The sequence below is a fragment of the Butyrivibrio sp. INlla21 genome, from assembly GCF_900116875.1.
Lineage (GTDB): Bacteria > Bacillota > Clostridia > Lachnospirales > Lachnospiraceae > Butyrivibrio.
This window is the reverse complement of sequence record NZ_FPCC01000007.1, coordinates 139,282-154,413: the sequence shown is the minus strand read 5'-3', so window position 1 is coordinate 154,413 and position 15,132 is coordinate 139,282. Positions and strand designations below refer to the sequence as shown.

General features: G+C 42.2%; 12 protein-coding genes and 1 tRNA gene. All 13 read right to left on the bottom strand.

The window, feature by feature from the left end; all coding sequences use genetic code 11:
- Positions 1 to 137: 137 nt before the first annotated feature.
- The gene (locus BM377_RS06115) at positions 138 to 1,010 is read right to left on the bottom strand and encodes an AraC family transcriptional regulator (protein WP_092245303.1); all 873 of its coding nucleotides are present in this window, start codon (positions 1,008 to 1,010) and stop codon (positions 138 to 140) included.
- Positions 1,011 to 1,155: 145 nt separating this feature from the next.
- Entirely contained in the window at positions 1,156 to 2,094 is a 939-nt protein-coding gene (locus BM377_RS06110; protein ID WP_092245300.1) for a hypothetical protein, read from the bottom strand.
- Between the two features lie 104 nt (positions 2,095 to 2,198).
- Positions 2,199 to 3,518: an erythromycin esterase family protein gene (locus BM377_RS06105; protein WP_177223814.1), complete on the bottom strand. Its 1,320-nt coding sequence runs from the start codon at positions 3,516 to 3,518 to the stop codon at positions 2,199 to 2,201.
- Positions 3,519 to 3,800: 282 nt separating this feature from the next.
- Positions 3,801 to 4,775, bottom strand: a complete 975-nt coding sequence (locus BM377_RS06100; RefSeq protein WP_092245294.1) for an alpha/beta fold hydrolase — start codon at positions 4,773 to 4,775, stop codon at positions 3,801 to 3,803.
- Positions 4,776 to 5,113: 338 nt separating this feature from the next.
- Positions 5,114 to 5,218: an HNH endonuclease gene (locus tag BM377_RS16720; RefSeq protein ID WP_242948106.1), complete on the bottom strand. Its 105-nt coding sequence runs from the start codon at positions 5,216 to 5,218 to the stop codon at positions 5,114 to 5,116.
- Positions 5,219 to 5,290: 72 nt separating this feature from the next.
- Positions 5,291 to 5,364, bottom strand: a tRNA-Pro gene (locus tag BM377_RS06090).
- Between the two features lie 53 nt (positions 5,365 to 5,417).
- The gene (locus tag BM377_RS06085; RefSeq protein WP_092245289.1) at positions 5,418 to 6,587 is read right to left on the bottom strand and encodes an AAA family ATPase; all 1,170 of its coding nucleotides are present in this window, start codon (positions 6,585 to 6,587) and stop codon (positions 5,418 to 5,420) included.
- A 2-nt stretch (positions 6,588 to 6,589) separates the two neighbouring features.
- Positions 6,590 to 8,245 carry a DUF5722 domain-containing protein gene (locus tag BM377_RS06080; protein WP_143104471.1) on the bottom strand — a complete coding sequence of 552 codons (1,656 nt, stop codon included), beginning with the start codon at positions 8,243 to 8,245 and terminating at the stop codon, positions 6,590 to 6,592.
- A 66-nt stretch (positions 8,246 to 8,311) separates the two neighbouring features.
- Positions 8,312 to 9,505 carry an FprA family A-type flavoprotein gene (locus BM377_RS06075; RefSeq protein ID WP_092245283.1) on the bottom strand — a complete coding sequence of 398 codons (1,194 nt, stop codon included), beginning with the start codon at positions 9,503 to 9,505 and terminating at the stop codon, positions 8,312 to 8,314.
- Positions 9,492 to 12,620: a hybrid sensor histidine kinase/response regulator gene (locus tag BM377_RS06070; RefSeq protein ID WP_092245280.1), complete on the bottom strand. Its 3,129-nt coding sequence runs from the start codon at positions 12,618 to 12,620 to the stop codon at positions 9,492 to 9,494. The genes BM377_RS06075 and BM377_RS06070 overlap by 14 nt, the downstream gene beginning before the upstream one ends.
- A gap of 13 nt (positions 12,621 to 12,633) precedes the next feature.
- A complete protein-coding gene (locus BM377_RS06065; protein WP_092245277.1) occupies positions 12,634 to 14,001 on the bottom strand; it encodes an ABC transporter substrate-binding protein in 1,368 nt (455 codons plus the stop codon).
- Positions 14,002 to 14,029: 28 nt separating this feature from the next.
- On the bottom strand, positions 14,030 to 14,536 hold the full coding sequence (locus BM377_RS06060) for a flavin reductase (protein WP_092245272.1): 507 nt from the start codon (positions 14,534 to 14,536) through the stop codon (positions 14,030 to 14,032).
- Positions 14,537 to 14,562: 26 nt separating this feature from the next.
- Complete coding sequence (locus BM377_RS06055) at positions 14,563 to 15,066, bottom strand: GreA/GreB family elongation factor (protein ID WP_092245269.1); 504 nt, start codon at positions 15,064 to 15,066, stop codon at positions 14,563 to 14,565.
- Between the last annotated feature and the right edge of the window lie 66 nt (positions 15,067 to 15,132).

Sequence of the window (15,132 nt, the reverse complement as noted above, 5' to 3'; positions counted from 1 at the left end):
AAAAAGTGCCTCAATCCCAGATAAATACAGGGCTTGTGACACTTTTTAAAAGAAAAATCCACAGCATTTGCCGTGGACTTTGTCTACAGTCTGAACCGAGGCATAGCATAATGCCTCGGTTTTTTATATCCGTCGTCTTAAACCTCTTTCACCGGTACCAGTTCTATATAACCCCTCTCGCCTATAGGCTCGAGCTGGATCCTGGGATTATTGTCATCCCATTTATATCCTATAAATTCAGGGTTATATTTCTTCTCTGCATCCCAGATCTCTCCGATCGCCTGCTCATAATTTTCTTCAGCAAACGGTTCTCCCCTGAAAAGAAGATATGAAGTCTTGGGAAGATCGATAACCTCAAAGCCCTCCGGTACACAGCCTTTGTATGTGGGTTCTACTTCCACTCCCTGAACATACTCGCTCGTTCCGGGCTTGATAAGCTGCTTGGAAAGCCAGAGACAAACAGGTTCTCCCGTTATGGACTTAATACTTGTAAGAAGCCCCCATACATCACAGCCGACTTCCTTACAGTAGCTCCAATACTCTGTGGCTTTGATGCCTCTTTTTATGATAACTTTTCTCTCAGGTCTTTCGACCACTTGGATAAAAACATTTCTTGTTTCACTCATTTCGCTCACATTCCTTTCCTTTTCCATGATCAGACTGGGAGTAAAGAGCCAGATAGGTACAGGACTTGTCGCATATTCCTTTGGATTACAACCGAATTCACGTCTAAATGCGCGCTGATATCCATCGACGCTTCCAAAGCCCATTTCCATAGCGATATCCAGAATGAGATTCTTTTCATCTCTTAGGCAAAGCGCTGACTTTGATAACTTAAGGCGCCTTATATAAACAGCCGGCGTCATGCCCAGGTATTTGATAAAAAGCTTTCTGGCATACCACGGAGAAAAAGAAACAGCTTTCGCAAGAGCTGTTATGTCTATCTCTTCCGTTATGTGTTCACTTATGTAATCCTGCATCTTGCGTACTGCCTTTCTTTGTTCGTCCATCCGCTCATCTCCTTGTGAGCTAATAATATCTAAAAGTATGCTTTTGATTCTCGACTTTTTTTACCCATGATCATTATATTACATTAAAAACCCTCTTTACCGATAATCCGGTAAAGAGGGTACATATCATGATCCGTAGTTTTTATCAGCCTGCATATAATATGTTGTCGAACATTTCATATTCATTTACTCCGTTAACCTCGTATTCTCCGCTGTCAGTCTGAGTAACTGTAAGGTATCCAAGAAAATCTCCGTTTTCGGAAGTAAAGCCTACACGGTCTTGAATCATACAGCTGATGTAGATAGTATCACCCGCAGCTGCGGTTCTTGCAGCTTCACCGACTTCATAGTCGTCGTCAAAAGCTACGTCCTGCTTAAGAGTAAGAGCCACCTTATCTCCTGCGTAGAAGTATTTCTCGTCTTTAGCAATGAATCCGTCTTTGCCGTAGGTAAAGTCTTTGGTTCCTCTCCAAGTACTAAGAACACTTATTGAATCAAAAAGTACGACCTTATCTCCAAAGATCTCCGCTTGGAAATTATCATCCTTCATTATCCCCAATGGCTCAGAGCCAATCTTCTCAAATGAATCATTGTTCCACATATATAATGTGGTCTCCCATCCGTTTAAAGGATCGTTGAGTTCGCTCATAATGAAATCGCCTTCTGAATTATGTACATAATAAGAAGTTGCCATTTCCCAGTCATTATTGGTATCTCTGTTAATGAGCTCGATGGTCTGATCGTTGATGACAAGATCATAATGTGTGTCATCCGAACCCGTTGCCATCAGCGTATCCATCTTGCCGTCTCCACCAAGGTCTACCTGCTTTTCCTCATCATATTTAAGCTCAAAAAAGGTAAACGAACTATCAGCGTTAGCTTCACCGGAAACATCTGTTGAAGTAGCTTCAGTTGTGCTTTCAGTCAAAGAAACTTCGACCTCGGTTTTCTCATCTGATGTAACTGCTGCCTCTGTATTCTCAGTTGAAATGCTATTGTCTATATCCTCACTTGTATCCCCACAGGCACACAGAAGTGCTGATAAAATTGTGATCCCTAATAATATATTTACATGTTTCTTCATTATTTTTCCTCCTAATCTGCGTTAGATGAGGACATTTTACACCATTTGTCGCAATTTGTAAACATATTATTTCGGCGTGCTTAACAATCTCTAAAATACTACCATTAGGCCTCAAACTCGGGGTCGATAGGTGAAATGCTGTAGTAGAAAAGCATTCCGTCATAAAGCTCCGTAGGTGCGATATTTATACGGTAGGAAGCATGTATAAGATAACCTAATCCATAGAAGCCTTCTCCCACACTTCCTGTTGTCACATTTGAATGAACGAGATCATAAACAGCCTTGTCATTTTCAGCTGAAAGATTTTCAAAATCCAAATAGAACTTTTTATCCTCCATGTACTTAGCCTGATATGCCATAGGATCTGCCGTTGTTACATAGTAGTTCTTACGCATATAAGGATCATCTACAGATGTTCTTATAACACTTGAATTAAATGTTCCCTTAAAGAAATCTGTTCCGAGGCTGTAATATGAATCACCGTACTTGTTCTTCAGCTCATTTCCCATAGTAGTAATTAAAGTAATATTATGCCCTTTTTTGCCGATATGTCCGTTATGTGCGGCGAGCATAATCTTACCTGAGCCGATTTCTTTTTCAAGGTCTAAGATCCAGCTAACATTTCCCGCCATGGCCCTATCTCTGAATGCTGACATTTCAGCATTAATGCCTTCAAACATCATATAATCAACAGTCACTTCTATGTTCTGTGTAACTTTTACTGCACAAGTTGTATCAAAGTCAAAATCATTTCCTGCTTTGCTTTCAATCGCTTCTCTGATCTGCGAAAGCTCATCCTTTACCTTCTGCGCCTGTTCTTTGTTTAACCTCGCCTGTCTGTTTTCATCCAAAAGATATTCAATTCCGGAAACATCGATTCCACTGATGCCATTCTTATCCATGTAATCAGAGAGGAATGCATATCCCTTATCAGGGTTCTGCATATCAAAGCCATATATTCTAAGGCACTCTTCTTCAGGAACCGACTGATTATACTCTCTCATCCAGTCAAGAAGATCTGCCATCTGCTGTGTATGGTAAATTACAAAAGACATCTTGTTTACTATTTCTCTTGCGTCTCCCTCGCCGCCTTGAATATACGCATTTGCCTCAAGGCAATCGCCAAAATCCGCTTCCAGAACGATAGCCTTAAATCCGTGTTTCTCTACAAGGATCTTAAGCACATCAAGCTTGGATTCCTGAAACTCAACCGCTCCGTGGCTTGCTTCGCCAAGTCCGAAGATCTTAACGTTATCGGGTACATTGATATCATCCATTGACTTAGCAAGTTCAATAACATCTTTATTCTTATGGCTTGCAAGAACTGTCTTGTAGTTAAGCCCAACAACAAGGAGCATGCTGATCACCAAAACAATAATAAGTAAAACCTTTCCGATCTTTTTTAATACCTTTAATACTTTCATTTTTCTGTCCTTCCCTTCAGTTGTTTTATACATGTGTGTCATTTGATGATACAAAAATAACAAAAAAGGAAATGCGTTGCCTTTGAATTGGCTTACATTTCCTCATCTCTTACCATATAAATGGCACCCACTATGAACTTATTGCGTACGGCGATGAATTGACCGAAGCCGGCATTGTAATCTCCTCTTCAGAATTAGGAGAAGCTGGGGATTTTGCAAGTATACTGTTTTATCTTAAGGGTTAAAAAATAGGCTAGCCGTAACTTTGGCTAGCCTTGTTTTTCATTGAATTTGGTCCATGAAATTCATCAGGATATCTGAGCATTCCTTTGGTTTATCAAGGTATATTTCATGCCACCCTGGGCAATCTATCTTTTGGCAATTCCCTAGCTTGTCCATGAATGGTGTATATATATCAGAGCCCTCGTAGTCTATGTCATAGGTAGTTGCTGCAACATATATTTTAGGTATATCATTCTTTTCTAAGGTATCCCAAGTCTTTCTGATGTTGTCTCCAAATAGCTTTTCTTCTGAATTGCAAGCATTAGAGCCCATCGACTTTGCTATCATGCCCCATGCTATTTCTCTATGTCCTTCATCAATAAGAGCAAAGGTACCACCATCTTCAGCGTCATCTTCGTTACAAACAGTTTTAATAAAAGCTCTAATCAGACCAAATTTTCCTGCTGTATGCATCCAATCCGGGAAGAAATCCCAATCACCATATTGATCCTTTTCAATTGGATAAATAGGTACGCCATCCAAGATTACCACTCCTTCAATCTCATTTGGATAATGGCTCTCCCAATAAGCTGAGTATATGCCACCTAATGAATGACCAACAAGTACGTAAGGCGCTTGCACACCGGCCTTCTTAAGAGCCTTGCGGTAGTCCTCTACAACATATTCTACAGTCATATCGTTTTTTGTATCCTCGCTCAAGCCATAGCCTGCTCTATCGACAAAATACAATTCATTATTCTTTTCAACTTCTTTTGTCATTCCTCTCCAACCAAGGAAAGCTTCACCATCAAGGAATCCTGCCAAACAAACAATTCTATGGTCACCATGCTCTTTTCCACACTTATATACATTAAGAGAATAGTCACCTACTGAAACAAGGTTTCCATACCCCTCTTCTCTAAGCTGCTTAGCCTCACCATACATTTTTAAATGCTGATAAGAAGCAAATATAGTAATAAACAGGACAATCCCTGCCAAAATAACACCTGTGACACGGCCTATTATCTTCTTCATTTATCTCTCTCCTATCAATATAACATATTCAGATTTCTATACTACGACTGTCATAGTATGTTATATCATAGGATTTTTTTCTTGTCAAGGATGTAAACAAGATAGAGTTTCGCTGTGCGAAACTCCCGCAGTGCGAGCTAAGACTAAGGAGGGTCCCGCTTGTCGGGAGGTTGCCTTAGTCCAGTTTGCCAATGGCAAACTATATTCTTCTGCCGGCGAGACACATCTTCAAGCGAAGCTTGTTTTTCACTTTATAGGAGATTGCGGAGCAATTTCCTATAAAGTAAAAAAGAGAAGCTCGATTAAGGGCTTCTCTCTCCTTTTCCTCACCGTGAGGATTATTTATTTCCTTTAGATCTATTATGTGTCTTACATAGCATAGTGCAATTGCTGATATCGGTTGCACCGCCTTTACTCCAAGCAGTCACATGATCCGCATCCATTTCATACAAAGCCATCACATGGTTATCTTACGGTTTTGTAAGAGTCATTATTCTTTTGATTAATTAAAAAAGTCGGAATGACAGGATTCGAACCTGCGGCCTCTGCGTCCCGAACGCAGCGCTCTACCAAACTGAGCCACATTCCGTAGTGCTGCCGGAAACAAACCCGACAGCAAATCTGATTATATCAGCGATATAATTATTTTTCAATACCCTCTTGGGCTTCGCTTTCTTCCGCGGGCGCTTCCTTGTTCTCTTTTCCTACAAGGTCTTTAAGATCCTCGAGACAGATAGTCATCATATCCTCATTGGTCGGATTCTCAAGTGTAGCAACACGCCTTGCCTGGTTTGTAATGATCTCCTCAAAGAGGTTTCTTATCTCTCTTGCGTTGGCAAAGTTATCGATACTTCCCATCTTCTTGGAAGTGATAAGCGCTCTTATCTGATGCTTAACGTCATCCTCAACCTTGTAGTCATACTTGTCACAGTTCATATTAAAGATCTGCTCAAGCTCATCCACGCTGTAATCGGGGAACTCAATATACTTATTGAACCTCGACTTAAGACCGGGATTGGAATTTATGAATTTCTTCATAGGGTTCGTATATCCGGCTACGATAACAACAAGGTCGTCTCTGTTATCTTCCATCGCCTTAAGAATCGTATCGATCGCTTCCTGTCCGAATGCATCATCCTTCTGCGCAAGGGAATATGCTTCGTCGACAAAGAGCACGCCGCCCATAGCCTTCTTGATCTGCTCCTGCGTCTTGATAGCGGTCTGTCCGACATAGCCAGCCACAAGTCCGGAGCGATCCACCTCTACAAGCTGTCCCTTGGAAAGAACCCCGATCTGCTTGTAGATCTTGGCGATTATTCTTGCAACAGTCGTCTTACCCGTTCCGGGATTACCCGTAAAAACAAGGTGAAGAGAAACCGGAACAGATTTAAGTCCCTGTTCTTTTCTTTGCTTCTGTACTTTGACGAAAGCCGTAAGCTCTTTTACATCGGATTTGATAGTATCAAGACCAATCAGCTTATCGAGAGTCTCCATCGGATCCTCTTCGGGCTCCGCCTTCTTTTTCTCTTCGACCTTCCTTGCATTTTCATCATTAGCAAAAAGAGCCTTAGCTTCAGCCAAGGCTTCGTTGGCATTGTCTATCGGATCTTTCTCACCGGTAGATTCTGCCGTAGTACCTGCGCCGATCGCCGCCGAACCTGAATTACTTGTTGTAACCTTCTTCGCCGGAGCCGCAGGCTCCTTGGAAGGTGCCGGTGAAAAGAAATCTCCGTACAAACTTCCAAGAAGATCTTTTTGCATGCTCGTTATTTTATTTAAAGTTTCTAATTCTTTCTCTCTTGAGTTCTTCATTCTTAATCGTTCAAAAACCAGCCGTTTCTCTTAAGGAATGTTCTGTTTGCCACCATTGCATCCACATCCTGTCCGATGATCTGAGATGCTTTTGCCTTGTATGTTCCTGCCTGATTTGTGTCCATAAACTTGTAAGCGTCATAGGACATCTTCTTGCTTCCGTCAATGTTCTTAAGACCCTGTGCGATATGGCTCTCCATCTCGTGAGCATCGTCAGTCTCTCTAAAGAGAATGAAGCTTGTGATGTAAGGATTGCTCTTGGCCATTGTGTAAGCATATACGATAGATGCAAGCTGCGCATCCTCGCCAAAGCTTGAAGTATATCCGATCTCCGAAAGTGAGATCTGTCTTACCTGACCTGCAGGATTAAGGAACTCAGGCTTACACATATAATCTGTCAAAAGATAGATGTTCTCAATCGTAATGTAAGGAGTTGCAAGTGATGTATTAACATACTCAGCCTGCTGTTTCCATGCATAAGGATCAAACAAAGGTGCATTGTAAGGATGAACTGAAAGTGACCAGTCAACGTTACCCTCACGGTTCATGTAGTAGTTAAATCTATCGAGATACTCTTTTGCAAGGAAGCATCCGGGATTGGACTTTCTGTTCCACTCCTGATCGATAGAGTTATAAACTCTTGCATTGCCGTTAACGCTCTTGATTCCGTTGTAGAAGATTCTGAACGCCTTAACGTACTCGCTGACATTGAGCTCAATATTGGTTGAGTTCATGTAATACCACTCGGTTCTTGCGTTGATCTCGTTACCGATTACCCAGTTATCAACAGTTCCGAAAGCTCCGCCTGAATATCTGTCGGCAAGGAAAGCTGCAATAGCCTTAAGGTGCTGTGTGCCGCCGTCCTCCTTGGTATTCATTGCATATCCGGGACAAACGTGAGAATCCCTTGAAAGAGGATGGATCAAATCTGCACCGGCTGATGTCTTGTTATTTAAGATAGTAAGTGTAAGCTGGAAATTATTGATCGAGCACCATCTTACAAATCCGTCGTACTGCTGAAGAGCAGCAGTGTTGAACTGGTATGTCTTACCGTCATATGAAAACTCTGTTGTGGGATATGCGGGATTGGATGAAGGTCCTACGATATCTCCCATGTAAAGGTTATATACCATCTGTGCAATGCCGAGATCCTTGAATGTATCTGCATTGGCATCATTGGGAAGGATACCCTTCATACCGTGATCGTTACGTCCTACAGTCTTGGTCGCAACCGCCTCGGGATTGGTGATGTAATGCTCATCACTTACCTGAACGTAAGATCCGCCGCTCTTTACTGCAACAAGGAACTTCTTGCTGAGATTTGAATTCTCTGTTCCAAGTCCCAGGTCAAAAGAAAATGTTGCCTTACCGCCTCTGTCTGCAGAAGCCACAACCTTACCAGTTGTACCATCCTGATATACTTCATCTGCGAAAAGATAATACTTTCCGTCATCCGAACCGGGAGCCGAAGCTGTCGATACGTTAACTACAACCTGACCTCCGGAAATTGTACATGAATCAATGTTTACAGGTCTGCCTGCCGCAATAACCTGTGTGCCTTCCCCTATAAAAGAATCATAGCTAAGAACCGCCGTCATCACTGTAACCGCTGTCATCACGATTCCAAGCACTTTTTTCATTAAATTATTCTTACTCACAACTTTCCTCCGAATCGTTATTTTCCTAAAAAAACTAGTACTTTATTGAGTTTATACTTTATGACCTCAATTTGCAACAGCCTCGGCAAATGCTTCAACCTCAACCATGTCTTTGGCATGAAGAGCGCTCTTTATGGTAAGTGTTTTCTCAAGAATATTTATGCTCTTAAGAAGAGCAAGTTTATCCGACATAAGCTTGGCGGTAACAGGTGCCCACGTTCCGTTCTGAGCAAGAGCAAAAGTACGATTCTGAACTCCGAGTGCGATCATGTCGTTTATAAATGCTTCTACCGGGGGATAAATTCCGCCGTTGTATGTAGGGCACATAATAACTACTTTGGCGCACTTCCATACTTCTCCGATAAGATAAGAAACATCTGTGCCGGAAGCATCATACACTCTTACGGTCTTTCCTGTTTTTTCTCTCATCTTGGAAGCAACTGCTTCTGCCGCACTTGCTGTATGTCCGTACAAACTTCCGTATACTACGAGAATATCATCAGTCTCTGGTGTCCAGGTGCTCCACTTCTGATATTTTTCAAGAAGATATGAAAGATCTTTTCTCCACACGGGACCGTGCAATGAAAGGAACATTTGAATATCAAGTCCTGCTGCTTTCTTAAGAACTGCCTGCACCTGCATTCCGTACTTTCCCACGATATTGGAATAATATCTTCTGGAAGAATCAAGGAAATCGCTGTCATAATCATATTCGTCGGCAAATATTCCACCGTCAAGCGCTCCGAAGGTTCCGAATGCATCTGCGGAAAAAAGAGCCTTTGACATATCGTCATACGCCATCAAAACCTCAGGCCAGTGAACCATGGGAGCCGCAACAAAACTAAACGTATGCTTACCTGTAGATAATGTATCTCCTTCTTTTACCTCTAGCTTTTTATACTCTGCGGATTCCGGAAAAAACTGTCCCATAAACTCAAAGGTCTTGGCCGATCCGACAACCGTTACATCTGGATAAAGACTTGCAACTCTGCTTATAAGCGCACAGTGGTCGGGCTCCATATGAAGAACCACAAGATAATCAAGCTTTTTACCTGAAAGCGCCTCCTGCAGGTTCTCAATATACTGATCCGCAACGGTAACATCCGCTGTATCAAACACCACATTCTTTTCATCCGCTACATAATAACTGTTGTAAGATACTCCCTCGGGAATAGGAAAAATATTCTCAAAGCGCTCCAGCCTTCTGTCGCTTCCGCCTATCCAAAAAATATCCTCTGTAACCTTCTTAATTCCTATCATTTGTGTCCTCCTTGGTTGTGTTATTGTTATGGAATTCAAGTATTGTCTTTTCAACTATATTTATATCTATAGGTTTGGCAATATGTGCGTTCATGCCCGCATCAAGGGACTTCTGCACATCATCGGCATAGGCATTTGCAGTCATGGCTATAATAGGCAGATTCTTGGCATAATCGGTTCCTATATTTCTTATGGCAACGGCTGCCTCGTAACCGTTCATGACAGGCATCTGGATATCCATAAGTATCAGATCGTAGTCGCCTTCCTTAGACTCCTTAAACATTCTGACAGCTTCTTTTCCGTTTTCTGCCCTTGTAACGCTAGCGCCTTCCATGTTCATAAGCTCTGTAAGAATATCAGCGTTGATATCATTATCCTCCGCCGCAAGAATCTTAATTCCGGCAAGAGGTTTTTTGGTCTCTTCTTTTGCACTTTCCTTAGATCTCTTTGCAAGATCGTCAATGGTCTGCTTGAGACTCGATATGAAGAGAGGCTTTTGAACAAGCTCATTTGCGCCTGCTGCCCTTGCTTCATCTTCTATTGCACTGTAATCATCAGCCATGACTATGATAAGGATGTTGTTGTTTCGCTTATCCTTCATCCTAATGTTTCTGACGATCTCGGGTGCAGTCATTATTTGAACCTTCTGATCGACTATTATCATATCAACAGGCTTGTTGTCCGCCTGATAAACATCCAAAAGATGGATCGCGCCAAAGCCGGTCGGCGACTCGATAACTTCAACTCCGTCATTGTTAAGTATACTTGAAAGCTGCTCGCATTCATTGTGGTTGGCATCAATGAACATCACACGCTCAATTCCGTGTTTTTTCCAGAAATCAACGTCGACTGCATCAACCACCTGAAGTCTTAAGTTGATAATGAATGTACTTCCCTTGCCCTCTTCACTCTCAACTCTTATGGTTCCGCCCATAAGGTCTACAAGGTTCTTGGTTATGGCAAGTCCAAGTCCTGTTCCCTGGATTCCTCTTATCGTATCTTTATCTTCTCTTGAGAACGCCTCAAATATCTTATCCTTATATTCGGGCTTCATGCCGATTCCGGTGTCTTTTATCGTGAACTTGACGTTCTGGAATCCCTCTGAGGTCGACGGTGATTCATTGATCGTAAATTCTATTCTTCCGCCCTCAGGAGTATATTTTACCGCATTTCCAAGAACATTTATAAGTATTTCATTTATCTTCTGCTTATCACCTATAAATATGTCGTGCTCCATATCCGTTACTTTAACGACATACTCAAGGTTCTTGGCCTTTGCCTGGAACATGATGACAGAATTGATCTCCTCAAGCAAAAGACCAAGTGCCATTTCTTTGTTATAAAGCGTCGTCCTTCCGCTCTCGATCTTACTCATATCGAGAACATCGTTAAGAAGTGTAAGAAGGTTCTGCGACGCAAGAGTTATCTTATTCGTATATTCGCGTACCTTATCGGGCTCATCGTAATGCTTGTCGAGAAGGAGATTAAATCCTATGATCGCATTCATAGGTGTTCTGAAATCATGCGACATGTTCGCAAGGAAGTTCGTCTTTGCTTTGTTTGCTGTCTCTGCGGCGCTGAGCGCTTCCTGAAGCTGATGGTTACGCTTTATCTCCTGCGTTCTGTCATAGAGCGCAACGGCAAGTCTTCTTCCCTTGTCGTCTATTGTACAAACAACGGCACCTCTGTAATACAAAAGTTCACCGGTATTAAGATTTTCAAATCTGATCTCGTCAATAAGCTCGGCTCTTGTTGTCTTAAAGCATCTTTCGAGTATCGCTCCGAGTCTTTCTTCTTCGCCCTCGCACTGGGCCTTTGTAAGAACTCTGATATCTTCCTTAAGCTCTTTAAGCGGAACACCCAGAATTGCCTCCGCATTGGCGGTTATGAACTCTGCGGAGAAAGTCTTTTCAGTTATGATCGCAAGAATATCGTTGTTCTTTTCAACCACGTAATCAAACAACCACTCTCTGTAATGAATATCGTTCTCTTTTTTCAAAAGATCCCTTTCATTACGGGAGTTGATCTCGCTCATCATATGCTTTAGCTGCATAGCCATGTCGCTCATGGAGTCGTATAGCTGATGGATCTCATCCTTACCTTTATCTTCTATTCCGATCTCAAAATCTCCGCGCTTGATATCCTCGGCGATAACATTCAGGTTCTCGATTCTTGAGCACAGCCAGTTAGAGAATACGGAAGCCGCAAGATAACCCAGGATAAAAAGAACTATCGCGATGATAAAGTCGCTCTCCAAAAGGACAAAAACGTCCGCAACAAGCTCGTTTCTGTCCACATAGTAGTACAGCTTCCATATATTGTTCAGACTTTCGTCTTTCATGAGGAAATAGTTGCGACCTTCGATAAAATCTCGGTTATCTTCACCTTTTCCCTTGAAGATATCCTGCGTGATCTTCTTATCAAGCGCTTCGTCCTTGAGCTTTTTTTGAGAAATGATCTCCTTGTTGTCTCCGACGATCAGGATTCCGTTATCAAGATACGCGCTCTGCGTAGCAACGGAAAAGAAATGTTCTTTATTGATCTTAAGAACAACCATTCCGATCACTTTTGATGTTGTCTCGGCATCAAGAAGGGAATTGATGATATATACGTTGCCGTTTCTGTCAGTGACCCACTGCGCACCCTTTTGATTCTTACAGCGCGTATACCAATCCTGTTCATTGCTTGTTGTGGGTCTTTTTAGGAAATCGCCGATCGAATCTCTCGGAATCTTTTCGGAGTAGATAGTGATGTCGTCTATACTCTCATCACTGCTTCTGTAATACCAGATAAGCGGCTCGATATTGCCCTTTAGCTGCTCCGTAAGTGTATATGGATCTGCGTCCGCATAATCAAGCGCCCTTCTAAAGCCCTCTTCATATGAAAAGAACTTGATCACATCGGTCTCTCTTTGGGCGTTGTTTTCTATTCCGTAGGAAATAACATCGATACTGCCCTGCATGGCTGCCTGCGTCTGGGCTTTTAGATTATTGCTGGAAACTATATATGCATATATTCCCAAAATGGCAATAGGAATGACAATGAGGGTCGCGAATATGATCCTCATCTGCGCTTTTATACTGTGAAGCCTGCTTTTCTTCGTCTCTTTTTCCATATGAATGTCCCGTCTATTCTCTTCCGCTTGCTATGGCTTGTACTTTTATATCAAGTTTTTTCATTGCTTCTTCCAAGTTTTCTTTTTTCAGAAGAACCTGTTGAAGCTCCTCTCCAAACGCAACTTTCACTTCTCTGCTGTTGTCTCCCCAGTCGTTATAGGGAAAAAACATAAAATTATCCAATACGTCTTTTATCTCATCAAACTCTTTTGGCACACCGAAATCCACATCCGTAAGATATGTCTTGCTTCCCGGACTGTCTCTCCAAAGCGCCTTTTGACCGTCGTAGCTTGCAAGAGCCTTTACTATCCTTACCGATTCCTCCGTATGCTCGCCGTACTTATTGACCGCTATTCCCGTGTCACAGCCGCCTACAATAACCGGTATGTTTCCGCTTGTACTTCCGTAAGGCATCGTTCCGATGTTCATTTTCGGACAAAGCGACTTTATATAGTTGTAATCTTCCGGTCCCGCAACAAGAAAAACGCTCTTTCCTTCCGCAAATTCATGGATCGCCGCATCCATATCGAATAGATATAAGTCGGAAGACAACGCATTGTGATCGATCATCTTTTCCCAGTCTGTAAGGTACGGATACAGTTCTTCATAAAAAGAGGCATTTCCGTTACTAATCCTTAACCCAAAAGAACGTCCCTCCGGGGTATTGAAATATCCGTCTGCCAATAGAGCCAGCGCACAATTCGAAAGACGCTCTCCGTCCTTAAGCCCCGAAGAAATGGCTCTTCCGGATCTGAATCTGTTGATGTAATCACATATACCCAGAAAACTATCGTATGACGTCGGCATCGTCAGACCGTATTCTTCATACAGATCTTTGTTGTAGTAGAAACATTCATAAATACTCACGCTAGGTACGGCGTAAATACTATCCCTGAAAGCAAACGCATATCTGGCTTCCCCGTCAAACGAGTAACACGCATCGGTAACCGGTACAAGATATCCCGCTCTTGCATATTTGCTTGTCATCTTCTGCGTAACAAAGATAATATCCGCTGCTCCGTTGTATGAGAGCTGCGAATCTATCACAGATTCATAATTATCCCTCTGGATATATTCAAATTGGATGGTATATTCCGGAAATGTTTCGGCGAGATACGCCTTAAGATTGATAAGGTAAGGTTCTTTCTGCCAACACGCAATCCGAATAACGCCTCCGGATTTATCCGTAAGCGTACTTCCAGACTGCCCATTCTCGGCATTGTCTTCCTTGCCCGTTGACGAAATTGTTTTGCTCATTCCGTCGGAACCGGAACCATCTTGGTTTATGTCTGCTTCGCCGCAGCCGCATAGTCCCCCCGAAAAAACAAGCAATAACGTCAAGATACATACTAAGATATAGGATAACTTACTGCGCCTCATACTTCCCTCATAAGATAAGCTCAAAGTATTATCTCAACAATATCTTATTTACTTCTCCCGTATAAAGAATATGATAATCTTCGTCTTTATACAGCTTTTCTATTATTTCTTTATCAACAAAACATTCTTTGTCAAATTCCTGCTTGTAGATGACCTTACAGGTTATGACTTCCCTTGCTTCATCGATAAATGGAATTCCGTCGTCATAATTGACGTTAAGTCTTGCCCCCGCAAGCTTATCCTCATCCCTGCCCGATACCAGGCCAAGATATTTAAGCGCTCCTCTGTATGCCTCCTGATCCATAAAGCTTATAGAATACTCTCCTGATTCATCAAGACATTCTCTTGTGTACCTACTCTTCCTGACAAATATAAAGGTGACTCTTCTGTTCCAAACATAGCCTACACCGCCCCATTCAGCGGCTACTGCATTGACCTTCCCGCCCTTAAGTGAGGTTATTATTATCTTCTCACCAACAAATCGATACGGGCCGTTTTCGATGTCTTCCGGGTTAACCGGCTGGAATACATGCATAGATACCTCCTATCCGGAAATACTGCTTAAAAATCCCTTATCTTATCGTCGTCTGTCAGTCCAGTATTTTCGATATTTTTTATCGTTACACCGTAACTAAAATCATCGCTTACTTTAATAGTAACATGGTCTCCTACCCTATGTCCAAGCAATTGTTTACCAAGCGGAGACTCTATACTTATAAGACCTTTTAGTGAGTTCTGTCTCATGGTCGTGACTATCTTATAAGTCTCTTCAGATTTATCTTCATCAAGTACCACGGTAACGGATTTGTTCATTCCGACCTGGTCTTCCTTGCTGTTGTCGTCTATAACTTTGGCAGTTTTTATCATCCTTTCAAGGAATCTTATTCTGCTCTCATTCTGATTTTTTGCCTTCTTGGCTGCGTAGTATTCAAAATTTTCGGAAAGATCGCCCTGCGCTCTGGCTTCTTTGACATGTTCAAGGAGCTCTTTTCTGACAACCACCTTGCGATGTTCGATCTCTCTTTCCATGTCCTCTATATCTTTTCTGGTCAATTCGTTGTTCACGTACTTTTCCCCCTTAAATGGAAAAACAGGCGAAGCTGTGGGCTTCGCCTGCTGTAATAATTCTTA